Origin of the sequence: Epibacterium ulvae (assembly GCF_900102795.1) — a bacterium.
GTDB classification, from domain to species: domain Bacteria; phylum Pseudomonadota; class Alphaproteobacteria; order Rhodobacterales; family Rhodobacteraceae; genus Epibacterium; species Epibacterium ulvae.
Window position 1 is genome coordinate 50,774 of the sequence record NZ_FMWG01000008.1, and the last position, 21,558, is coordinate 72,331.

The 21,558-nt window shown below is 53.5% G+C and carries 22 protein-coding genes; 13 read left to right on the forward strand and 9 right to left on the reverse strand.

Annotated features, from left to right (window positions below):
- Nucleotides 1-168: 168 nt before the first annotated feature.
- The 3 genes from cpaB to BLP79_RS13060 form a co-directional block, all read right to left on the reverse strand.
- On the reverse strand, nt 169-1,026 hold the full coding sequence (gene cpaB / locus BLP79_RS13050) for a Flp pilus assembly protein CpaB (RefSeq protein ID WP_090219628.1): 858 nt from the start codon (nt 1,024-1,026) through the stop codon (nt 169-171).
- 82 nt (nt 1,027-1,108) lie between these two features.
- Entirely contained in the window at nt 1,109-1,381 is a 273-nt protein-coding gene (locus BLP79_RS13055) for a Flp family type IVb pilin (protein WP_232716501.1), read from the reverse strand.
- A 23-nt stretch (nt 1,382-1,404) separates the two neighbouring features.
- Complete coding sequence (locus BLP79_RS13060) at nt 1,405-1,623, reverse strand: hypothetical protein (RefSeq protein ID WP_090219630.1); 219 nt, start codon at nt 1,621-1,623, stop codon at nt 1,405-1,407.
- Between the two features lie 366 nt (nt 1,624-1,989).
- On the opposite strand from BLP79_RS13060, the gene BLP79_RS13065 reads away from it, so the two are divergent.
- Together BLP79_RS13065 and BLP79_RS13070 are read left to right on the forward strand one after the other, a co-directional pair.
- Nucleotides 1,990-2,793, forward strand: coding sequence for a lytic transglycosylase domain-containing protein (locus tag BLP79_RS13065; RefSeq protein ID WP_090219631.1), 804 nt, complete (start codon nt 1,990-1,992; stop codon nt 2,791-2,793).
- Nucleotides 2,794-2,973: 180 nt separating this feature from the next.
- Entirely contained in the window at nt 2,974-3,777 is an 804-nt protein-coding gene (locus BLP79_RS13070) for an SDR family NAD(P)-dependent oxidoreductase (protein WP_232716499.1), read from the forward strand.
- Nucleotides 3,778-3,890: 113 nt separating this feature from the next.
- Here BLP79_RS13070 and BLP79_RS13075 read toward each other — a convergent pair whose 3' ends face one another.
- The 3 genes from BLP79_RS13075 to topA all read right to left on the reverse strand — a co-directional run bounded on the left by BLP79_RS13075 (nt 3,891) and on the right by topA (nt 8,080).
- Nucleotides 3,891-4,520, reverse strand: coding sequence for a 3-oxoacid CoA-transferase subunit B (locus BLP79_RS13075; protein WP_090219634.1), 630 nt, complete (start codon nt 4,518-4,520; stop codon nt 3,891-3,893).
- Nucleotides 4,520-5,242 carry a CoA transferase subunit A gene (locus tag BLP79_RS13080; RefSeq protein ID WP_090219636.1) on the reverse strand — a complete coding sequence of 241 codons (723 nt, stop codon included), beginning with the start codon at nt 5,240-5,242 and terminating at the stop codon, nt 4,520-4,522. The genes BLP79_RS13075 and BLP79_RS13080 overlap by 1 nt, the downstream gene beginning before the upstream one ends.
- Before the next feature lie 153 nt (nt 5,243-5,395).
- Nucleotides 5,396-8,080, reverse strand: a complete 2,685-nt coding sequence (gene topA, locus BLP79_RS13085) for a type I DNA topoisomerase (protein WP_090219637.1) — start codon at nt 8,078-8,080, stop codon at nt 5,396-5,398.
- Between the two features lie 500 nt (nt 8,081-8,580).
- On the opposite strand from topA, the gene BLP79_RS13090 reads away from it, so the two are divergent.
- Entirely contained in the window at nt 8,581-8,778 is a 198-nt protein-coding gene (locus BLP79_RS13090; protein WP_090219639.1) for a hypothetical protein, read from the forward strand.
- Nucleotides 8,779-8,804: 26 nt separating this feature from the next.
- Here the strand turns inward: BLP79_RS13090 and dprA are convergent, their stop codons facing one another.
- On the reverse strand, nt 8,805-9,956 hold the full coding sequence (gene dprA / locus BLP79_RS13095) for a DNA-processing protein DprA (RefSeq protein WP_090219640.1): 1,152 nt from the start codon (nt 9,954-9,956) through the stop codon (nt 8,805-8,807).
- A 226-nt stretch (nt 9,957-10,182) separates the two neighbouring features.
- Complete coding sequence (gene tldD / locus BLP79_RS13100; protein ID WP_090219855.1) at nt 10,183-11,604, reverse strand: metalloprotease TldD; 1,422 nt, start codon at nt 11,602-11,604, stop codon at nt 10,183-10,185.
- A 192-nt stretch (nt 11,605-11,796) separates the two neighbouring features.
- On the opposite strand from tldD, the gene coxB reads away from it, so the two are divergent.
- The 10 genes from coxB (at nt 11,797) to BLP79_RS13150 (ending at nt 20,841) form a co-directional block, all read left to right on the forward strand.
- Complete coding sequence (coxB, locus tag BLP79_RS13105; RefSeq protein ID WP_090219856.1) at nt 11,797-12,696, forward strand: cytochrome c oxidase subunit II; 900 nt, start codon at nt 11,797-11,799, stop codon at nt 12,694-12,696.
- Nucleotides 12,697-12,796: 100 nt separating this feature from the next.
- On the forward strand, nt 12,797-13,738 hold the full coding sequence (gene cyoE / locus BLP79_RS13110; protein WP_090219642.1) for a heme o synthase: 942 nt from the start codon (nt 12,797-12,799) through the stop codon (nt 13,736-13,738).
- Nucleotide 13,739: 1 nt separating this feature from the next.
- Nucleotides 13,740-13,904: a cytochrome C oxidase assembly protein gene (locus BLP79_RS13115; protein WP_090219643.1), complete on the forward strand. Its 165-nt coding sequence runs from the start codon at nt 13,740-13,742 to the stop codon at nt 13,902-13,904.
- Entirely contained in the window at nt 13,904-14,479 is a 576-nt protein-coding gene (locus BLP79_RS13120; protein WP_090219645.1) for a cytochrome c oxidase assembly protein, read from the forward strand. The genes BLP79_RS13115 and BLP79_RS13120 overlap by 1 nt, the downstream gene beginning before the upstream one ends.
- A 23-nt stretch (nt 14,480-14,502) precedes the next feature.
- Nucleotides 14,503-15,315: a cytochrome c oxidase subunit 3 gene (locus tag BLP79_RS13125; RefSeq protein ID WP_090219646.1), complete on the forward strand. Its 813-nt coding sequence runs from the start codon at nt 14,503-14,505 to the stop codon at nt 15,313-15,315.
- Nucleotides 15,316-15,442: 127 nt separating this feature from the next.
- The gene (locus BLP79_RS13130) at nt 15,443-16,120 is read left to right on the forward strand and encodes an SURF1 family protein (protein ID WP_090219648.1); all 678 of its coding nucleotides are present in this window, start codon (nt 15,443-15,445) and stop codon (nt 16,118-16,120) included.
- Nucleotides 16,120-17,508 carry a threonine synthase gene (gene thrC, locus BLP79_RS13135; protein WP_090219650.1) on the forward strand — a complete coding sequence of 463 codons (1,389 nt, stop codon included), beginning with the start codon at nt 16,120-16,122 and terminating at the stop codon, nt 17,506-17,508. Before BLP79_RS13130 ends, thrC begins: the two co-directional genes overlap by 1 nt.
- A complete protein-coding gene (locus tag BLP79_RS13140; protein ID WP_090219651.1) occupies nt 17,505-18,767 on the forward strand; it encodes a M16 family metallopeptidase in 1,263 nt (420 codons plus the stop codon). The genes thrC and BLP79_RS13140 overlap by 4 nt, the downstream gene beginning before the upstream one ends.
- Complete coding sequence (locus BLP79_RS13145; RefSeq protein WP_090219653.1) at nt 18,767-19,357, forward strand: GNAT family N-acetyltransferase; 591 nt, start codon at nt 18,767-18,769, stop codon at nt 19,355-19,357. The genes BLP79_RS13140 and BLP79_RS13145 overlap by 1 nt, the downstream gene beginning before the upstream one ends.
- A 62-nt stretch (nt 19,358-19,419) precedes the next feature.
- Complete coding sequence (locus BLP79_RS13150) at nt 19,420-20,841, forward strand: FAD-binding oxidoreductase (RefSeq protein WP_090219654.1); 1,422 nt, start codon at nt 19,420-19,422, stop codon at nt 20,839-20,841.
- Between the two features lie 15 nt (nt 20,842-20,856).
- Here the strand turns inward: BLP79_RS13150 and BLP79_RS13155 are convergent, their stop codons facing one another.
- Nucleotides 20,857-21,339 carry a fasciclin domain-containing protein gene (locus tag BLP79_RS13155; RefSeq protein WP_090219656.1) on the reverse strand — a complete coding sequence of 161 codons (483 nt, stop codon included), beginning with the start codon at nt 21,337-21,339 and terminating at the stop codon, nt 20,857-20,859.
- Between the last annotated feature and the right edge of the window lie 219 nt (nt 21,340-21,558).

The following is a 21,558-nucleotide window of genomic DNA, read 5'->3' on the forward strand; positions in this document are numbered from 1 at the left end:
GATACGGGTCTAGCGCCCATTATTGAGAAGAAGACTGCGTGAATTTGAATAGTATTGCAAGGAAACTTCTCGCAGCCTTTTTATGCTGTGGAAGAGGGGCAACAGGCAGGTAAAACAGGGATAGAACTCTATCCCTGTTTGCGATGATCGGTATTGCGTCTCGTAAAATTAGTTGGTGCAGGGAATTTCTGTTACCACAACTTCTGCACCGCGACGGTTACGGATTGTGCAAACGCGCTTTTGTTGGGCTGGGGCCGGTGCCTGAATATCAGACAATCCTAAAAGTGTACGTTGATCCACTTCGACCAGTTCCGCAATTGTATCATCCTGTGCACCTACAAGAGACAGAGATAAACGCCCGGTTGATTGTGCCTGTGCCAATGCTGCAACCTGTTCAGGGCGTGCCGCCACAGTCACAGTGCGCGCAATCACGGCTTGGTTTACATCGCCTGCTTTCTGGTCAACAGCGATCAATTCAATATTCGGTTGGATCAGACGCGTAACATCACCACGGTTACCATTCACTTGGTCAGGGATACGTCCGGTCCAATAAACGTCAACGCTGTCGCCGGGGCGCAGAAATCCTGAAACCCCCGATGAGACATCAACTTTGATCGCAAAGGCCCGCATGCCTCGCTCTAGGCGTGATGTAATACCTGCATCTTCGCCTGGGCGGGTGACTTTTACTGATAAAATGGCTTCTCCGGGCTCTATAGCCCGTAAAACGACGCGTTCATCTTCAGGACGTTCTGAGATAAACAATGCGTCCAACGTCTGGTAGGTTCCTTCTGGCAGGCTGGCTTGAGGCCATTTTACCGATGCAACCTGATTTCTGCTAAGCTGTTGGCCATATTTTAGCGGCTCTGTCGCGACAAGAACATCAACGGTTGCAATCGCTTGCCCGCGATTAGCGCGTTCATGTGCCAAGGCAGCCTTATAGGCATCAAAGCGATTTTGCACCATCATTGCGGCACCGCCTGCAAGGGCAAGACCAACTAAAAGAACAAGAGCAAAAGCTGCGCGCATGATGTACCTTTCACCGGGATAGTCGCAAAGTTACAGGAAAAGCCTTTCGGCACCTTTAAGGCGAGGCGTTGTTTTCATTGTGTTAGAAAACGCTCACCACGACGCTAGACATTTGTGAAGACAGTGCGTTTGCGATAGCGAAGGCGACATCGCGAAAAGCCCCAAAGCCAAATATTGCAAGACCGATGATGGCGGCGGTCAGCACCACCCAGTCAACAGTTACAGCACCGTCATCGCTTTTTAGAAAGCGTTTCATTGATCTCATTTTATCTCCACCAATTCGTTTTTCGCAACTGCTCTGTTGCGTTTCGAGAAGGGAGAACAGGCCACCCACTTGGCAGCAGGCGGCCTGCATGATTACGTTATTAAGAAATCTTATTAAGGGGCAGGAGCAGCGCCAGGGTTTTCACCCAGATTTACTACAACATTCGCACCGTCAAGAGCGGTTTCTGTTGCGCTCGCGATATCGTCAACACCACCTGCGATGCTGGTATATGCAACGCCTGCCAGAGCCGCGACAGCCGCAGTCAGCACAACCCAGTCTACAGTTACGGCGCCGTCTTCGTCTTTACGGAAGTTTTTGATGAATTTGATCATGGTTAGTCCCTCCAAAGGATCTCGTCGTTTCAATCAACCTCGGTGGCCGTTGCTGGGGTGTGCTCTCTCACCAGCATGTCCCCTGTCCGCCGTGGTGTGAATATATATAGCCCTTGGAGCATGGCAGGATTGGGGCCGGAATCTGAAAAGGCCTGCCTAATTTTAACTTTTTGCTAGGAAACTCGTTAAGCTTCTGAAAAATATGGGAACAAACCTAAACCTCCGCATCATGCTTGGGGTATGATGATGACAAAGTAGGTCAAATATGGCAAAAATGCCCGAATTTCGATGGGAATTGAGAAGGTTTCTGCCCGAAATATTGAGAGAGACCTAAGGAATAAAAAGGCGAGTCTTGTGGTCAAAACTATGACATATGCCCTGTTGGGGGCGGTTCTTCTGGGAAACCCTTGTTTCGCGCAAGACGATGCCGTGGATTCGCCGCGTAAGACACCTGCTCCCTTTCCTCAGTTCGAATCTAAAACCTTAAAGCCACCACAACCGGGCAGCCAAAAACGGATCACGATACAAATCGCCCCAGAGGTGGTTATACCCGAGGCGCCTGCCGCCTTGCCAACTGTCGAGGGCGAGGCGCGCTATTCTTGGTTCTGGCAGGATATATCGCCCGGCTTGGAAGAGATCGGACCTGCGCGCCTTGATGATGCGTTGCAGGCCATTCGCGGGGCGCAATCCGTATCTGTGGCCCGTTTGGATGATTTGCAAAAGATTGTCTCAGAGCATGCGGTGTCTATTCTGACTGAGACGGTCCAAGCGCAGATTTCTCCTGCGTTGGTGCTTGCGATGATTGCGGTAGAGAGTTCTGGGCGCTTGGATGCGGTAAGCAGCGCAGGCGCGCAGGGTTTGATGCAGCTCACCCCTGAAACGGCAGAGCGTTTTGGCGTCAAGGATGTCTTTGATCCTGCCCAGAACATTGCCGGGGGCGTGGCCTATCTTAGCTGGTTGATGGAGCGTTTTAATGGCGACCCTGTTTTGGTTCTTGCAGCCTATAATGCCGGGGCTGGGGCTATTCGGGATCACCAGGGGGTGCCTGACTATGTGGAAACACGGGACTATGTGCCCAAAGTTCTGGCGACTTTTGATGTTGCCCGCAGCATGTGTAAAACTCCTCCTTTGCTGATCTCAGATGGCTGCGTTTTTCAAAACATGAATTAAATTGACGTTATAAACAGGCGGACTGTCTTTTCTAAACGCTGTTTATCGGTAGAGACACCGACTTTGCAGCGACAGAAAAGAAACGCTTCAGGCTTTTCAATAAGGCCCTAGTCTGGGTGGCTGCGCTTGCAAACCGGGCAGTGATTGGCCCGTGGCAGCGGTCTTTAAAGGCGCAAACAAATGAGGCGAAACAGCATGGAGGCTGGTGACGTGAATGGAAAGACGAAAACCGCAATTGTAACTGGGGGGCTGTCTGGAATCGGGTTGGCCATTGCGCGCAGGCTGATCCGTGATGGGGTATCTGTTTTTGTCGGTGCACGTCGCGGTGGCGATCAGGATCATGTGCATAATGTTTTGGGAGCAGACGCTGATCGTATTGTGTCACTTCCTTTGGATGTGCAATCGCGTGACAGCGTGGATGATTGTGTTGCGCAGGTTGTGGCGACTGCGGGCGGTGTCGACATTCTTGTAAATGCGGCTGGAATATATGAAGAGGCTGCGATCATCGACCATCCAGAGGATGTTTGGATGAACCATATCGATACAAATCTAAGCGGCACGTTTCGTATGATCCGTGCCGCGATGCCTCATATGAAAGCGGCCGGATGGGGGCGCATTGTCAATATTGCCTCTGTTGCTGCGCACAACGGGATGGAAAACAATGCGGCTTATTGCGCGTCAAAAGCAGGTCTTTTGGGTTTGGGACGCTGTGTGAGTCTTGAAGGAGCAGCACATGGGGTGACTTGTGTGTCCATCAGCCCTACATGGGTCGAAACTGAAATGCTGCGCAGCTATATCGACGCAGACATGAAATCATCTGGTCAGTCTTTCGAGCAGGTGCGTGCCGAATACTGCAAGTCAAACCCTCAAGACCAGCTTGTTCAACCCTCTGAGGTGGCGGAACTGGCTGCATTTCTTGTCAGTGATGCTGCGCGTGCTTTGACAATGGAGGATTTTCAGGTGAATGCAGGTTCTCTCTGGTAAGCATTTTTTGCGTGATGGGGTCGTCAATCCGATCACTGATGATGCATCCTGTACGAAATAAATCGTCAGTTTAGATTAGGTGTCAGGGTGCAATCACCCTGACACCAGATATGTTAATCTATGATCGTCGCCTTGGTGGCACTGCGCAGCGCGTCTTCGCTGACACCATCGGCCAGTTCCACGATTTTCAACCCGCCGTCAACGACGTCCAAAACGCCCAGATTGGTGATGATCCGGTCCACGACGCCTTTGCCAGTGAGAGGCAGCGTGCACTCTGTCAAAACTTTGCTGTCACCATGTTTGTTGGTGTGATCCATCACCACAACCACGCGGCCCACACCTGCAACCAGATCCATTGCACCGCCCATGCCCTTCACCAGCTTGCCAGGAATCATCCAGTTGGCGAGATCACCGTTTTCGGCCACTTCCATGGCGCCCAAAATCGCCATCGCAATCTTACCGCCGCGAATCATCGCAAAAGACTGCGCAGAATCAAAATAGGCAGTCTGGGGCAGCTCGGTGATGGTTTGTTTGCCTGCATTGATCAGATCGGCATCTTCTTCCCCTTCATAAGGGAAAGGACCCATGCCCAACATGCCGTTCTCGGATTGTAGCGTTACCTCAATCCCCTCAGGGATGTAGTTCGAGACCAGTGTTGGAATGCCAATACCAAGGTTTACATACCAGCCGTCTTGCAGCTCTTGTGCCGCACGTGCGGCCATTTGATTGCGATCCCAAGGCATTATGCACCCTCCTTCTGACGTGTGGTGCGCTGTTCAATGCGCTTTTCATGATCACCCTGAATGATCCGATGTACATAAATGCCGGGCAGGTGGATGGCATCGGGATCAAGCGAACCTGTTGGAACGATCTCTTCCACTTCAACCACACAGATCTTGCCACAGGTGGCCGCTGGCGCATTAAAGTTGCGCGCCGTTTTGCGGAAAATCAGGTTTCCAGTTTCGTCAGCTTTCCACGCTTTGACAATGGCGAGATCAGCAAAAATGCCTTCTTCCATGATATAGTCTTCTGCTGCGCCATCTGGGCCGGTGGGGAATTGCTTTTCCATCTTGCCGTCTGCGATCACGGTGCCAACGCCGGTTTTGGTAAAGAAACCGGGAATGCCAGCACCGCCAGCGCGCATCCGTTCAGCCAATGTGCCTTGTGGGTTAAATTCCAGCTCCAGCTCACCCGATAGGTATTGGCGCATAAATTCAGCGTTTTCCCCCACATAAGACGAGATCATCTTTTTGACCTGTTTGGTCTGCAACAGGATGCCAATGCCAAAGTCATCAACGCCAGCGTTGTTCGAGGCAAATGTCAGATCCTTGGTGCCGGCGTCTTTGATGGCCTGCAGCAGCAATTCGGGAATACCGCAAAGGCCAAAACCGCCTGCAGCAATCATCATGCCATCGCTTAAAAGCCCATCCAGGGCAGCTGCGGCATTGGGGTAGATTTTCTTCATAAAGCTCTCCCAGCGTGAGGTTTGGCAAACTTTGCCGCGCTTTGGGGAAGGCTGTCAATGAATACTGAGACGCTTACGTATTTCTACGGAAGCCCTGAAAAGCCAAAGCAAATGGTCACCCTTTGCTTTGGCTTTCGTGCAGAGAGGCAGAAATTACTTTTCTGCGTCTTCAGTTGTTTTTGCAGCGGTCGTTTTCTTTTTCGCCGGAGCTTTCTTGGCAGTGGCTTTCTTTGTGGTGGTCTTTTTTGCTGCTGTCTTCTTCTTTGCAGGTTTTTTACCGACCTTCTCGGTGATCAAAGCCATCGCTTGTTCAAGCGTGATGTCCTTTGGGTCCAGATCCTTGGGCAGGGTTGCATTGACCTTTTCCCATTTCACATATGGGCCGTAACGGCCATCAAAGACGTTCACCGCGCCGCCATCTGGGTGATCTCCCAATTCCTTTAGCGCCTTGGCTGCACTGCCACGGCGGCGGCCAGGATTATTGCGTTTTTCCGTGATCAGCTCCACCGCGCGGTTCATACCGATTTCAAACACTTCAAGCGTCTCTTTGAGATTCGCATAGATCGGTTTTTCTTCATCCGGCAGCTGGTGCATCAGATAGGGACCAAAACGCCCCAAGTTGGCAGCGATCACACCCCCATCAGGATGCGGGCCGATTTCACGTGGCAGGGTCAATAGGGTCAGTGCACCTTCCAGTGTGATTTCTTGCGGGCTCCAACCGGGCAGATAGTTGCGGTTTTGTTTTGGCAAAGACGCGCGTGGGGGCTTTTTATTTTCAGGCGTGACTTCACCGCGCTGCACATAAGGGCCAAAACGGCCAGACTTCAGGTGAATTTCATCCCCGTCGTCTTCGCCGAGGATACGCTCATAACCTTCCGCACCTTCACCAGAAATGGGGCGTGTATAGTTGCATTCGGGGTAGTTCCCACACCCCACAAAACCGCCTGTCCGTGACGTTTTCAGATGCAACGCACCCGCGCCGCATTTGGGGCAGCTGCGTGGATCGGTGCCGTCTTCGCGCGGCGGGTAAAGCTGGGGCGCAAGCGCATCATCCAATACATCCAGAACCTCAGAAATTCGCAGATCAGAGGTTTCTGAAATCGCTGCTGAAAAGTCGCGCCAGAACTTTCCTAAAAGGGCTTTATAATCGCCGTCTCCAGCACTTACATCATCCAGCTGGGCTTCTAGGTTTGCGGTGAATTCATAGCCAACATAGGTGCGGAAGAAATTCAGTAAAAAGATCGTAACGATACGGCCTTTGTCTTCGGGGAAAAGGCGATTTTTGTCTTTGCGCACATATTCACGATCTTGAATCGTGGTGATGACGCTGGCATAGGTCGACGGGCGGCCAATGCCCAGCTCTTCCATGCGCTTAACCAATGTCGCTTCCGTGTACCGGGGGGGCGGTTGCGTGTGGTGTTGCAGGGCCAGAACGGCTGCATTTTCTGACAGATAAGCCGCCTCTGCGCCAGCTTTGTCATAGTCCGCTTTCAAAGAACCACCAAATTTGACCGCTTCGCCTTCCATGATCTGAGGCAGGCGTTTGTCGTCATCGTCGGTTACAACATCATCGCGCCCTTCTTCGTAGACGCGCAGGAAGCCGTCAAACAGCATCACCTGTCCTGAAGCGCGCAGCACCACCTGTGCATCAGCGGACGCGATATCTACCGTGGTGCGCTCCATACGGGCGCCTGCCATCTGACAAGCCAGCGTGCGTTTCCAGATTAGATCATAAAGCTTGCGCTGATCATCTTCTGAAACTTTCAAGCTTGCGGCATCGCGGCTCATGTCTGTGGGGCGAATACACTCATGCGCCTCTTGGGCATTTTTCGCTTTATTTTTATAGATGCGCGGACTGTCAGGCACATAGTCTGCACCATAGCGTTTGCCGATTTCAGCACGCGCCTCAGAGACAGCTTCGGGCGCCATGTCGATCCCGTCCGTCCGCATATATGTGATCAAACCCGCTTCATAAAGGCGCTGGGCTGCGTTCATACATTGCTTTGCGCCCATGCCAAATTTGCGGCTGGCTTCCTGTTGCAGGGTGGATGTCATGAACGGGGCAGAAGGATTGCGTGACGCGGGTTTTGCTTCAACAGATTTAACCGCCAGATCGCGGCTGGCCACGGCCTGTACCGCGAGTTCCGCTGCAGTGGAGTTCGCTAGCGTGAATTTGTCCAGCTTGTCTCCGCCCAATACGGTCAAACGGCCTTCAAACCCTTGGCCGCGTGGAGTTTGCAGCTGTGCTCTGACAGACCAGTATTCGCGCGGGTCAAAGGCTTCGATCTCTGTTTCACGTTCAACAATCAGACGCAGGCAAACGGATTGCACCCGACCGGCCGACCGCGCACCGGGCAGTTTGCGCCACAGAACCGGCGACAGATTAAAGCCAACCAGATAATCCAAAGCGCGCCGCGCCAGATAGGCTTCAACCAAAGGCATATCCACCTGGCGCGGGTTTTGCATCGCCTGTGTCACGGCCTCTTTGGTAATCGCGTTAAAGGTCACACGACTGACGCTGGTGGATTTCTTGATCGAGCGCCGTTTGGTCAGCGCTTCCTGCAGGTGCCAACTGATGGCTTCCCCTTCGCGGTCAGGGTCGGTTGCGAGGATCAATTCGTCGTCGGTCTTTAGCGCATCGGCGATGGCTTTGACATGTTTGCGACTGTCATTGGCCACTTCCCAGGTCATGGCAAAATCATCGTCGGTATCAACCGAGCCATTTTTTGCCGGCAGATCTCTTACATGTCCATAGGAAGCCAGGACCGTGTAATCGGAGCCAAGATACTTGTTAATTGTTTTTGCTTTGGCTGGCGATTCGACGACAACAACGGGCATAAATTTATAACCTCTTCGGACGAGTAGGGCGCGTTCTATTGTGCGCTGAGTGTGGGACGCAAGGGGAGATTGTCAATCTCTGCCTGCGATTTAACGTCAAACAAATAATAGAATGTCTGACTTTTGGCGCGTGTCTCAGCAGCATCTGTGTTCTTTTGTCACGCCGTATACGTAATTTCACACAGTTGTCTTAATTTGCATGTTACAGAGATGCTTAAGTTAACTCATCGAGACTATATTATTGCTATGAAAAGATTTTTTTCTTCGCTTTTCATTCTTTTTGTGACGGTTCCTGCTTGGGCAGAGGCGCCACGTCCCTACGAGCTTGTGAAGCAATATGCAAACTGGGTTGTTATTTGCGATATCGAGGAGGATATGGGGATACAACTGTCCTAGCCTGAGGACTTCAGTCTAATGCAGAACTTTTAATAGCGATTACAGGCCTTGTACCCGCAGAAAAATCAAAGGTTTGGCTCTCTAGGGCAGGTGCAAAATTAAGCTTGCCTGACAGTACGATTTTAGAAGCGAATTCCCCTTGGGAAGGTTGGTGCGCGCTTGAATATTCTGCGGCGGCTTTATTAGATATTCTGAAAGAGGGCGGGCGCATTACATTGATACATGAAGAGCGCATCTACGATATCACAAGCGAAGGCTTGGAAAATGCTTTGGAAGATGCCGAGCAACGTATTGGAACGTAAATTATTTTGATCTGCTTTGAAGCGGGCTATTTCATCCGACGGCTCAGAAGTCCGCCGGGGCTACGATCAATCTCTCCGTTCAGTTCAAGCTCGGTCAGAATCGGTGCGATGTCGCGCGCGGGCACTGAAATATCGCGGATCAATTGATCTTCGGCTGTCGGTGCGGGACCAAGACGGGCCAAAATATGCTGATGAAGCGCATGGGTCTCGCGCAGGTTGCGTTGTTCGGGGGGCGGTGGGGGCAAGTCTTCCAAACGTGGTTGAGGATTAGGAGGCTTTGGTGCTGAGGGGGGTAATGCCGCCAGCACGTCAGCGCCATTTCTGACCAAGGTCGCGCCATCACGGATCAACATATTGCACCCCGCAGCCCGGGCATCAAAGGGATGGCCCGGCACCGCAAGCACTTCGCGCCCCAGATCAAGCGTATCACGCGCGGTGATCAAGCTGCCAGAGCGCGCAGCGGCTTCAACAACTATCAACGCGCGGGCAAGGCCTGCGATAATACGATTGCGCTTGGGAAAGTGACGCGCCTGTGGTGCGAGCCCCATGGGTTGTTCAGATAAAATCAGGCCTCTTTCAGCGATTCTCTTGGTCAGGTCAGCATGTTCTGACGGGTAGATGACATCAACACCGCCTGCGACAACGGCAATTGTGCCCGCGTTTAACGCTGCTTCATGGGCTGCGGCATCAATACCGCGCGCCAGACCGGAGGTGGTGATAAATCCCGATTCGCCAAGATCGCGGGCAAGCGCGCGGGCCATACGTAAGCCCAAAGAGGAGGCATTTCGCGCGCCCACCAGCGCCACGCTTGGCTGGTGCAGTAAGGCAACATCGCCAATCGCCCACAAAAGCGGAGGCGCATCGTGGAGATCAGATAAGATTTCAGGATAGTCAGGAGAACCAGCACACAAAAGCCGCGCTTTTGCGGCTTTTGCGGCTTGGAGTTCGTTCTCCACGGCGCCTTCAGGGCATATTTCATACCTTTTTACACCAGCGGTGCGTGCCAATTCAGGCAGCGCGGCAAGCGCATTCTGCGCTGTGCCATATTCGGCCAGAAGGCGGTGAAACGTCACCGGGCCGACACGTCGAGAGCGCAACAGGCGGAGCCAGGAGAACTGAATATCTTCCGTGGTGGGTGGGAGTGGGGGGTGAGTGGAAGAAGGGGTATCTTCGGTCATCCGTTACTCCGCCATGTTGCAGAAATAGAATTAACGGAATGAAGGTTAACAGCTGGTGAATGATTGGAGGGTTTGCGTTATTTTATTGAAAAATACATATACTTTCGATGTAATTGCTTGCTATTCCAGCGCTCAAATTTAACCGTTTGAGTACTTTTATACCAAAATAAGCACCGGTTTTCTGGTGCTTATCCTGATTTATCCACAAGCTTTGATATCTTTTCGGCTAGGTTGCAGCACCACCAACGGTGAGACCTCCCATCAGCACGCTGGGTTGTCCAACGCCGACGGGAACCCATTGGCCGGCCTTGCCGCAGTTCCCCATGCCGGGGTCAAGCGCCATGTCATTGCCAAGAGCGCGAATCTGTTTCAGTGCTGTTGCTCCGTCTCCTATTAAAGTGGCGCCTTTGACAGGGTCACCAACTTTGCCATTTTTGACGCGATAAGCTTCTGTACAGGAGAACACAAATTTTCCATTGGTGATATCCACTTGTCCCCCGCCAAACCCGACAGCCCAGATGCCATCTTTGATATCAGCCACCAGATCTGCTGGATCGGTGCCGCCGCCCAGCATATAAGTGTTGGTCATTCGGGGCATAGGCGCATGGGCATAGCTTTGCCGCCGTCCATTTCCTGTTGGGGTTGTCCCCATCAATCGGGCATTTTGGCGGTCTTGCATATAGCCAACTAGAACGCCATCTTCGATCAGCGTCGTTTTCTGGCTGGGAGTGCCTTCATCATCCACGGTGATAGAGCCGCGACGATCGGGAATTGTACCATCATCCAGCACCGTAACGCCGGGGGCGGCGATGCGCTGTCCCATCATGTCTGCAAACACAGAAGAGCCTTTGCGATTAAAGTCTCCTTCCAACCCGTGCCCAATGGCTTCGTGCAGCAGAATTCCGGGCCATCCCGGGCCAAGCACCACCTCCATGACACCGGCAGGGGCGGGAACAGCTGTAAGATTGACCAAAGCAATGCGAAGCGCTTCTTGCACCTTTGGTTTCCAATCTGCAGGGTCAATCAGCCCATCTAGGCCAACACGACCACCACCACCTGCTGATCCGCTCTCCCGACGCCCATTTTCATCTACAATCAACGAGACATTTAGGCGTGCCATGGGGCGAACATCGCGCAGTTGAGTGCCATCTGCGCGCAAAATTTCTATTTCCTGCAAGGAGGCTGCCAAAGATGCGGAAACCTGCACCACACGTGGATCAAGATCACGGGCAAAGCTGTCGATTTCGCGCAGGGTGTCCACTTTGATCTGGAAAGGCTGTGTGCTGATCGGGTCAATGTCGGTGTATAAACGTGTCTGCGGTGGCTGTGGCGCATCTGCCATAGTGCCGCCGCCATCTGCCACCGCAAGGCGTACGGTATCCGAGGCGCGACGTAATGCCGCTATCGATAGATCTGTGGAATGGGCATAGCCGGTGACGTCTTGGCGGATTGCGCGTAGGCCAAATCCTTCGCTCGCATCATAACTCGCAGAGCGTAACCTACCGTCATCAAAGACTAAACTCTCTGATTTACGCCGTTCGGCAAAGATCTCACCATCATCTGCACCAGCCAATGCGCTGCGCAAAGTGGCCAACGCATCAGGTTCGGGCAATTGGGTTTCAAAGGGTCGAAAATTGATATTATCCATGAATGGCACCCAGTTTTTTTGATATAAATCAAGAAAGCGACGGTTTAACGTAAGCATTCCTCTTTATCTGTCGCGAGGAATATGATTTTTACATGCAACAAAGACAACTGGGTAAGTTTGTTTTTTGGAATCATTGGTTCTACGAAGTGTAACAAACCCCAAACCGATGCGATCAACCGATCAGGACATGATATGAAGAATGCTTTGACGCTTTCGGGCCTATTCGCTGGCCTTTCAAGCCTTCCAGCTATAGCGCAAGAAGGTCTAGAAACCATTGGTAAGCCGCATGATGGCCTATTGGGCTTTCAGCCGCCCGCGACTGAATTGGCACGCAAGCTGCAGCAGCTAGACAACATGCTTCTGGTGATCATCACCATCATCTGTGTGTTTGTTGCCGCGCTTCTGGCCTATGCCATCGTCCGCTTTAACCGCCGCGCGAACCCGACACCGTCGAAGTTCAGCCACTATACTCCGATTGAAATTGCCTGGACCATTATTCCAATTTTGGTTCTGGTGTTCATTGGCTCCTTCTCTTTACCTGAATTGTTCCGTCAGCAGGTTATCCCAGAAGGTGAAGTCAATATCAAAGTGACCGGTTACCAGTGGTACTGGGGATACGAATACACCGATCACGACTTTGCGTTTGACAGCTACATGCTGGGCAATCCTGCGACCGTCGATACAGATAAGGGTGAAACCCCCTATATTCTGGACGATGCTATGCGCGCCAAACTGGTGAACGCTGGTTACAATGAAGACGAATTCCTACTGGCAACCGACACGGCTGTTGTTGTTCCTGTGAACAAGGTTGTTGTCATGCAAGTGACTGCAGCAGACGTGATTCACTCTTGGGCGATGCCTGCCTTTGGCGTCAAACAAGACGGTGTCCCTGGTCGTCTGGCAGAGCTTTGGTTCAAAGCCGAAAAAGAAGGCATCTACTTTGGCCAGTGTTCAGAACTTTGTGGCAAAGACCATGCCTATATGCCCATCACCATCAAGGTTGTGAGCGAAGAAGCCTATGAAGCTTGGTTGGAAGAGGCGAAAGCTGAATATGCGAGCCTGCCAACCCCGTTTCAGGTCGCTGCTAACTAAGGTAAGAGAGGGGCGTTTAGAGCCGCTCTTCCGATCCTGAATATCTCTTGAGGGGCTGCAATATGCGGCCCTCATATCTAACTGAAAGATCTGAAACGCAATGACTGACGCAAGCATCCATGCCAGCTCTGTCCGTGAGGACGAGGCCAGCTTTGGGGATTACTTTGCCCTGCTGAAACCGCGGGTGATGTCTCTTGTTGTGTTTACGGCATTGGTTGGCCTTTTGGCCGCGCCTATTTCGGTTCATCCCGTCATCGGATTTACGGCGATTCTGTTCATCGCCATCGGTGGCGGAGCCTCTGGCGCGCTAAACATGTGGTGGGATGCGGATATCGACCGGGTGATGAAACGCACCAAGGGCCGTCCAATCCCTGCCGGCAAGATCTCAGAAGGAGAGGCCAAGGTTTTTGGTCTTGCTCTGTCTGGCCTTTCGGTGATCATGCTCGCATTGGCAACAAACGTCTTTGCTGGTGCGTTTCTGGCCTTCACGATATTCTTCTATGTGGTGGTCTACACCATGTGGCTCAAACGCTCGACGCCGCAAAACATTGTTATTGGTGGCGCAGCGGGTGCTTTCCCGCCTGTCATCGGCTGGATTGCTGCAACCGGCACAATGGCCGTCGAACCCTGGTTGATGTTTGCCCTGACCTTCATGTGGACGCCGCCTCACTTCTGGGCACTGGCACTGTTTATGCGCTCTGATTACGATGATGCGGGCGTACCAATGTTGACCGTGACACATGGACGTCGGGCCACACGCCGTCATATCCTTGCCTACACCGTGCTGTTGGCCCTGTTGGCTGTTGCAACCGCCTTTTCTGGCGTGGGTGGCCCATTGTATCTGGCGGTCGCATTGGTTCTGAACGCTATGTTCCTGATGGGCGCATGGAAGATTTTCCGCCGTACCGAAGCAGACAGCGAAGCTGATAATTTCAAGGTTGAGCGTAGTTTTTTCAAATTATCACTGCTCTATCTCTTCCTGCACTTTGGTGCGATTCTGGCTGAGACACTGCTGAAACCCTATGGTTTGGGAGGCTGGTAAGATGGGACTTCACAAGGAACACGATCTGCACAAACGCCGGTTTGGTCGAAATGTTGGCCTGGGTCTGGTTCTGGGGGCATTCGTTGTGCTGGTGCTCGCTCTGACGATGGTCAAAGTGACATCAAACGGATTCCAATTCCCCAGCGAACTCGCGGAGCAGAACTGATGGCAATGAACGGTCCTAAGAAAACGGTCCTACAATTGGTGGGCGTGGTTGTGCTGATGGGCGGCCTGTCCTGGGCGTCTGTTCCGTTTTATGACTGGTTTTGCCGTGTCACCGGATTTGGCGGCGTCACGGGTGTTGCCGAGGGCGCATCAGAAGAGATCCTCGATCAGACCATCAAAGTGCGCTTTGACGCTTCCAAAGAACGCGGTATGCCGTGGGAGTTTACCCCAGTTGTACGCGAGATGGAGCTGCGCATCGGCGAAACCGGTCTTGCCTTTTATGAAGCTTATAACCCCACGGATCGTCCCGTTGCAGGTCAGGCGGCCTATAACGTGACACCCTATGAGGCGGGTGGTTTCTTTGAAAAGATTGACTGCTTCTGCTTTACCGAGCAGGTGCTGCAACCGGGGGAGCGGGTGCAAATGCCCGTTACCTTCTTTGTCGATCCGGAACTGGTAACAGACCGGGACGCAAAATATGTGCATACGATCACACTTTCGTACACTTTCTATGAGATTGATCTGCCTGAAGAGATTGCTACTCTTGAGACAAACGCAGACACAAACACGAACTAGGCCGCTAGGTGAGGGACACTGACATGGCGCATGCTAAAAACCACGATTTTCATATTTTGCCCCCGTCGATCTGGCCATTGTTGGCCTCGGTGGGCACCTTCATTATGCTGTTCGGAGCGGTGTTGTGGATGTCTGATGTGACATCTGCAATGTTCTGGGGTGGCTTTGCTCTGGTTATTTTCACGGCTTACTGCTGGTGGCGTGAATGCAATCAGGAAAGCAAAATCGGCGATCATACACCCGTTGTACGGATTGGTCTGCGCTATGGTTTCATCCTCTTTGTGATGTCCGAAGTGATGTTCTTTTTTGCGTGGTTCTGGTCGTTCTTCAAACATGCGATCTACCCAATGGAGACTTATGCAGGCACAGAATATGTGGCCCCTGCAATCCACGCGGTGAACGCATTTGAACTGCCTTTGATAAACACGCTGGTTCTGCTGCTGTCTGGTTGTGCTGTAACCTGGGCACACCACGCGCTGGTGCACAACAACGACCGCAAAGCGCTGATCCAAGGCCTCTCAATTGGTATCGCGCTTGGCGTCTTTTTCACTTTCCTGCAGGCCTTTGAATACTATGAGCTGATCGCACACGAAGATTGGACCTTTGGTGGAGATGAGTATTACTCAAACTTCTTCATGGCGACGGGCTTTCACGGTTTCCACGTGATCATCGGTACGATCTTCCTGACTGTCTGCCTGATCCGTGCGATGAAAGGTGAAATGAATCAAGAACAGCACATTGGCTTTGAAATGGCAGCTTGGTACTGGCACTTTGTTGACGTTGTCTGGTTGTTCCTGTTCGTCGCCGTTTACATCTGGGGCGCACCGGTTCACTAAGCCAATGATGCAATCCGAGGCAATGTAACCCGCACATCTTTGTGGTTTCCAAAGCCAAAGACACAGCGTATTTAGCAGAGCGCGCGGGGATAAGTCCTGCGCGCTTTTGCACTGTATGAGAGGCCATATGCGGCGCACGTTCTTCTTTCTGCTGACCAGCGGGCTGGGTCTTGTGATCCTGCTCTCGCTTGGGGTCTGGCAACTCCAGCGCCTAGCGTGGAAAGAAGGTATCCTGGCTGAGATCGAGGCCAAAATCGCGGCCGCTCCGACCCCGCTGCCACACACACCAGATCCAGAAGCTGATAAATACCGACCTGTTGAAATCAGCGGTCACTTTGAACCGGGCGAAATCCATGTGATTACCTCGATCAAAGGGCCGGGGCCGGGTTATCGCATTATTGCGGCGTTCCAAACCGATGACGGGCGGCGTATTATGGTCGAACGCGGTTTTGTGCCCACGCGCAACAAGCGCATGGATCGCCCGCTTGGCGCTGCAAAATTGATTGGCAATCTGCATTGGCCGGTTGAAGTCGACAGCTTTACGCCAACACCCGATACCGGCACCAATGTCTGGTATGCGCGCGATGTGGTGCCCATGGCCGAGACCTTACAAACAGATCCGATTTTGGTCATTCAACGCACTGACCCTGCGTCAGGCCTGCGCCTTACTCCCGTGGGGATCGACGGGATTGCGAATGATCACTTGCAATATGCACTCACCTGGTTTTCGCTGGCCTTCATCTGGGCCGCAATGACTGCCTATTTTCTATGGCGCACGCGCGCCACTTCCAAAGGTTCAACGTGATGAAATACATCTCAACCCGTGGTCAGGCGCCAGAACTGACATTTGAAGAGGCCATGCTGACCGGACTTGCCCGTGATGGCGGTCTTTATGTGCCTGCAGAGATCCCCCAGATGAGCCGGGATGACATCGCAGCGCTGCGCGGCCTGTCTTATGAAGAGGTCGCCTTTCGCGTGATGCGCCCCTTTGTTGGTGACAGTTTCACGGATGAGGAGTTCCGCGATATCATCGCCCGCGCCTATGATGGCTTTGACCATGTCGCGAAAGCACCGCTGAAACAGCTTGCACCCAATCATTTCCTGCTGGAACTGTTCCATGGCCCGACTTTGGCGTTCAAAGATTTTGCGATGCAATTGATTGGTCAGTTGTTCCAGGTGGCGCTGAAACGCCGCGGAGAAACTGTAACAATTGTTGGCGCAACCTCAGGGGATACGGGGTCGGCTGCGATGGAGGCCTTTGGCGGCTTGGATGCGGTCAATGTCTTTATCATGTATCCCCATGGCCGTGTCTCCGAGGTACAGCGCCGCCAGATGACGACACCCTCAGCCGCAAATGTCCACGCGCTTGCCGTGCATGGCGATTTTGATGATTGTCAGGCCCGCCTGAAAGATATGTTCAACGATTTCACCTTCCGCGATGAGGTGAAACTGGCCGGTGTGAATTCCATCAACTTTGCCCGTGTTCTGGCGCAGGTGGTGTATTACTTCACCTCCGCTGTCAGCCTTGGTGCACCTGATCGCAAGATCTCGTTCACCGTGCCCACGGGTAACTTTGGTGATATTTTTGCAGGTTTTATTGCCAAACAAATGGGCCTGCCAATTGATCAGCTGGTGGTGGCGACCAACCAAAACGATATTCTACACCGCTGCCTCAGCGGGCAGGGGTACCACAAGGGCGATACCATCCCCTCGATCTCGCCATCGATGGATATTCAGGTCTCGTCCAATTTTGAACGGGCTTTGTTCTATGCCTATGGCCAGGATGGCAAGGCAGTCGCTCAATTGATGGAAGAGCTGAAGCAGGGCGGTTTTGAGGTCTCTCAAGGCGCGATGCAGGCTTTGACGGAAACATATGTGTCTGGCCGCGCATCTGAGGCCGAAACCATGGCGACCATCAAATCTGAACTGGCCGCCTCGGGTGAGCTTTTGTGTCCTCATGGGGCTGTGGGGGTGAAAGTTGCAAACGAACATCGCACAAACGACACCCCAATGGTCACGCTGGCCACGGCGCATCCGGCAAAATTCCCCGCCGCTGTGAAAGAGGCTGCGAATGTTCACCCAGATCTGCCGGCACGCATGGCAGATCTTTACGATCGTCCTGAACAGTTGACCGAGATCACAAATGATCTCTCTGCCCTCGAAGCTCATATCAGAAAGACCATCGCTCAGTGACCGTTCAACAACACAGGCTCGCAAACGGGTTTCGCATCGTAACCGAACAGATGCCGGGGCTGCAGTCCGCATCCATTGGCATCTGGGTTGCGGCAGGCGCGCGCAATGAACGCGCCGCGCAAAATGGTATCGCACATTTCCTTGAACATATGGCGTTTAAGGGCACCAAAACTCGCTCTGCTTTGCAAATCGCGGAAAGCATCGAAGATGTGGGCGGCTACATCAATGCCTATACCTCGCGTGAAGTGACCGCTTATTACGCGCGTGTCCTGAAAGAGGATACTGGCCTTGCGATGGAAGTGATCGCCGACATTCTGCAAAATTCTGTGCTTGATCCGCGTGAAATCGAGGTTGAACGCAATGTGATCTTGCAGGAAATTGGGCAAGCGCTGGATACGCCCGATGATGTGATCTTTGATTGGTTGCAAGAGCAATGCTACCGTGATCAGCCCATTGGTCGCAGCATTCTGGGTCCTGCAGAACGGGTAAAATCCTTTACGCAGGCTGACCTTGCAGGTTTTATCGCGGAACATTACGGCCCATCGCAAATGATCCTCTCCGCCGCAGGCGGTATTGATCATGATGAGATCGTAAAGCTGGCAGAAAGCCTCTTTGGCGGCATGTCTGCAAAACCGAATGCGGTGATGGATGTGGCGCGCTTTACCGGTGGTGAAGTTCGTGAGGACAAGGCGCTGGAACAGGCGCATTTTGCCCTGGCTCTGGAAAGCCCCGGTTACCGTGATGATGCAATTTACACGGCGCAGATTTATGCCAGCGCCATGGGCGGCGGCATGTCGTCCCGTTTGTTTCAGGAAATTCGCGAAAAGCGTGGCTTGTGTTATACGATCTTTTCGCAGGCGGGTGCCTATGCCGATACCGGCGCGCTGACGATCTATGCAGGCACCTCTGGTGAACAGATGGGTGAGTTGGCAACGGTCGCCATTGATGAGTTGAAACGCGCAGCGGATGATATGACGGATCAAGAGGTTGCGCGTGCGCGTGCCCAGATGAAAGCAGGCATGTTGATGGGGCTTGAAAGCCCGTCCAACCGGGCTGAACGTCTGGCGCGTCTGGTTCAGGTCTGGGACCACGTGCCATCACTGGAAGATACGATTGCTAAGATTGATGCGGTCTCCACGCAGGATGTGCGCGATATTGCAGCACAATATGCGGTTCAGGCCCCCGCAGCGCTGGCGCTCTATGGTCCCATTGCGGGGGCACCGGATCTGACCAAACTACAGGAGCGCCGCGCCGCGTGATGCTACTCTCTCGTCGTAAGGTCCGTCTGGAAACTGAACGCCTGACGCTTCGGTTGCCGACCCATTCCGATTTTCGCGAATGGGCGGCCCTGCGACTGCACAGTCAGGAACATCTCACCCAATGGGAGCCCAGCTGGGCGGCAGATCATCTCAGCCGCAAAGCCTTTTCCAACCGGGTCTATTGGGCGCAGCGCTCGGTGGGGGCTGGCACGGCGATCCCGCTGTTTTTGTTACGACGTACAGATCAGGCCATCGTCGGGGCTTTGACCCTCGATAATATTCGCCGCGGTCCCGCCCAGGCCGGCACAATTGGCTATTGGACAGGGCTGCCCTTTGCCCGTCAGGGCTATATGCGTGAAGCCATTGGGGCTGTGTTGCACCACGCCTTTACCAAACTGGACCTCAGCCGGATTGAAGCTGCCTGTTTGCCAGAAAACACCGCATCTCGTGGTTTGCTGGAAAGCTCGAATTTCAAATATGAAGGCGTCGCGCAGTCTTATCTGCAGATCAACGGGCGTTGGCGCACCCATGTGCTTTATGCCGCGTTGCGCCATGATCGCCGTGGTCGCACGATGGCGGGGCAGGCCTGACGCCGGGGGCAGGACAAGCTGAAATCTCTTGTCAAATCAGCGCTCAGACGCCATGCAAAGGCATGACACATCTGAACGCTGCCTCCTCCGCCTTCCTAGAAGCTCTTGCGGCTGATCTTCCTGCTGACAGCCTGCGCCAGCCTGAACCACGCTATCTGGAAGAACCCCGCGGGCGCCATCAGGGGCAAGCGGCAGCAATTGCCTTGCCGCGCTCTGTACAAGAGGTTTCCAGTATTCTGCGCCGCGCCCACCACGCGCGCGTGCCCGTTGTTCCTTATGGCGGTGGGACAGGACTGGTTGGCGGGCAGGTCAGCAGTGAGGGACCGTTGCCGCTGTTGCTGAGCTTAGGACGTATGAAGGCCATTCGCGGGATATACCCGCAGGAAAATGTCCTGATCGTGGAGGCTGGCGCGATTCTGGCGGATGTCCAAGCCGCAGCTGAGGGCGCAGACCGATTGTTCCCACTGTCACTGGCTGCGGAAGGCACGGCGCAGATCGGCGGCAATCTGGCGACCAACGCGGGCGGCGTGAATGTCCTGCGCTATGGCAATACCCGCGACCTTTGTCTGGGACTGGAAGCGGTGCTGCCAAATGGTGAGATCTGGAATGGTCTGACCCGCCTACGCAAAGACAACACTGGCTATGATCTACGCAATCTTCTGATAGGCTCCGAAGGCACGCTTGGTGTTATCACCGCAGCCGCGCTGAAACTTGCACCGCGCCCGCGCCATCAGGGCACAGCCCTGTTGGTAGTGCCTTCACCAGAGGCCGCGATTGATCTTTTGGCGCTGGCACGGGATCTGATTGGCGAAGGTATCAGCGCCTTTGAATTGATCCACAAACAAGGCCTGCAGTTTGTCGCAGACCATTTGCCAGACATCCGCCAACCCTTTGACACTGCGCCTGAATGGTGTGTCCTGTTGGACCTTGGCCTGCCCGAAGGACGCGACCCCGAGTCGGATCTTATCACCCTGTTTGAACAGGCGATGGAGCGTGACCTTGTGAGCGACGGCGTAATTGCGCAATCTTTGACCCAATCGCAAGAGATCTGGTCTCTGCGTGAACACATCCCTGAGGCGAACAAACACGTGGGCTCCATTGCCAGCCACGATATTTCAGTGCCGATATCGCTGATCCCTGACTTTATCACACGGGCAGGGATGGCTTTGGCAAAACTGGGCGATATGCGGATCAACTGTTTCGGCCATCTGGGCGACGGCAATCTGCATTACAACGTGTTCCCCGCAAAAGGGCGCAGCCGGGATGACTACGCCCCCCTGCGGGGTGAAATCAGTCGTGTGGTCCATGATCTGGTCGCCGATTGCGAGGGATCGTTTAGCGCAGAACATGGGGTGGGACGCCTGAAGGTTGGAGAGCTGGAGCGCTATGGCGACCCGGTCAAACTGGCCGCCATGCGCGCCATAAAACAGGCGCTGGATCCACACGGCATTCTCAACCCCGGCGCGGTGTTGCGCGCGGGATAAGACCCACCCGTCAGATCAAGGCAAAATCACCTGATCAATCACATGGATCACGCCGTTTTTCGCTTCGATGTCAGCCGCAGTGACCGAGGCTGAGTTAACTTTCACGCCATCATCCAGATCAATTGTGATGGATGATCCCTGTACGGTTGCAGCTTTCATATCGTCGACCAGATCACCTGACATCACCTTACCCGGGACCACATGATAGGTGAGGATTGACACCAGTTGGTCTTTGTTTTCCGGCTTTAGCAGGCTTTCAACTGTGCCCTCTGGCAGTGCAGCAAAGGCCGCATCGGTGGGCGCAAATACTGTGAAAGGTCCATCCCCTTTCAGCGTGTCTACCAGTCCTGCAGCTTCCGCCGCGGCCAGAAGCGTGCCAAAATCACCTGCGGCTTTGGCGGTACCGACGATGTCTTTGGCCTGTCCGCCCGCAAAGGCAGCGCCCGCCACAAGAGTTGCAGCAACAGTGGTCAGCAAGCGGGTACGAAATGCGGTCATAATGTCTCTCCCATAGAGTTGAACCAATGCCGATCTGACATTGTGGGAGAGTTACGCAGTGCTTTGTGCTCTGGATCTGGCGGCTTTCCGCCAAGCAGCGTTTGACGCTTGCCGGTCTCGGGCTAAGCTGGCGATAAGCTTAAATTCAATTCAAATTTTCGTGATCCCTTGTGATCTGACGTGATGTCAAAAGAGGTTACCGGCGCACGGATGCACCGG

What these genes read in the sequence shown, in the direction of transcription:
- BLP79_RS13145 (WP_090219653.1), top strand. Translation starts at nt 18,767, where the DNA reads ATGCTACTCTCTCGTCGTAAGGTCCGTCTGGAAACTGAACGCCTGACG.
- coxB (WP_090219856.1), top strand. Translation starts at nt 11,797, where the DNA reads ATGAAGAATGCTTTGACGCTTTCGGGCCTATTCGCTGGCCTTTCAAGC.
- topA (WP_090219637.1), bottom strand. Translation starts at nt 8,080, where the DNA reads ATGCCCGTTGTTGTCGTCGAATCGCCAGCCAAAGCAAAAACAATTAAC.
- cyoE (WP_090219642.1), top strand. Translation starts at nt 12,797, where the DNA reads ATGACTGACGCAAGCATCCATGCCAGCTCTGTCCGTGAGGACGAGGCC.
- tldD (WP_090219855.1), bottom strand. Translation starts at nt 11,604, where the DNA reads ATGGATAATATCAATTTTCGACCCTTTGAAACCCAATTGCCCGAACCT.
- BLP79_RS13065 (WP_090219631.1), top strand. Translation starts at nt 1,990, where the DNA reads ATGACATATGCCCTGTTGGGGGCGGTTCTTCTGGGAAACCCTTGTTTC.
- thrC (WP_090219650.1), top strand. Translation starts at nt 16,120, where the DNA reads ATGAAATACATCTCAACCCGTGGTCAGGCGCCAGAACTGACATTTGAA.
- BLP79_RS13130 (WP_090219648.1), top strand. Translation starts at nt 15,443, where the DNA reads ATGCGGCGCACGTTCTTCTTTCTGCTGACCAGCGGGCTGGGTCTTGTG.
- BLP79_RS13115 (WP_090219643.1), top strand. Translation starts at nt 13,740, where the DNA reads ATGGGACTTCACAAGGAACACGATCTGCACAAACGCCGGTTTGGTCGA.
- dprA (WP_090219640.1), bottom strand. Translation starts at nt 9,956, where the DNA reads ATGACCGAAGATACCCCTTCTTCCACTCACCCCCCACTCCCACCCACC.
- BLP79_RS13075 (WP_090219634.1), bottom strand. Translation starts at nt 4,520, where the DNA reads ATGCCTTGGGATCGCAATCAAATGGCCGCACGTGCGGCACAAGAGCTG.
- BLP79_RS13155 (WP_090219656.1), bottom strand. Translation starts at nt 21,339, where the DNA reads ATGACCGCATTTCGTACCCGCTTGCTGACCACTGTTGCTGCAACTCTT.
- BLP79_RS13120 (WP_090219645.1), top strand. Translation starts at nt 13,904, where the DNA reads ATGGCAATGAACGGTCCTAAGAAAACGGTCCTACAATTGGTGGGCGTG.
- cpaB (WP_090219628.1), bottom strand. Translation starts at nt 1,026, where the DNA reads ATGCGCGCAGCTTTTGCTCTTGTTCTTTTAGTTGGTCTTGCCCTTGCA.
- BLP79_RS13055 (WP_232716501.1), bottom strand. Translation starts at nt 1,381, where the DNA reads ATGCAGGCCGCCTGCTGCCAAGTGGGTGGCCTGTTCTCCCTTCTCGAA.
- BLP79_RS13125 (WP_090219646.1), top strand. Translation starts at nt 14,503, where the DNA reads ATGGCGCATGCTAAAAACCACGATTTTCATATTTTGCCCCCGTCGATC.
- BLP79_RS13080 (WP_090219636.1), bottom strand. Translation starts at nt 5,242, where the DNA reads ATGAAGAAAATCTACCCCAATGCCGCAGCTGCCCTGGATGGGCTTTTA.
- BLP79_RS13060 (WP_090219630.1), bottom strand. Translation starts at nt 1,623, where the DNA reads ATGATCAAATTCATCAAAAACTTCCGTAAAGACGAAGACGGCGCCGTA.
- BLP79_RS13070 (WP_232716499.1), top strand. Translation starts at nt 2,974, where the DNA reads ATGAGGCGAAACAGCATGGAGGCTGGTGACGTGAATGGAAAGACGAAA.
- BLP79_RS13150 (WP_090219654.1), top strand. Translation starts at nt 19,420, where the DNA reads ATGACACATCTGAACGCTGCCTCCTCCGCCTTCCTAGAAGCTCTTGCG.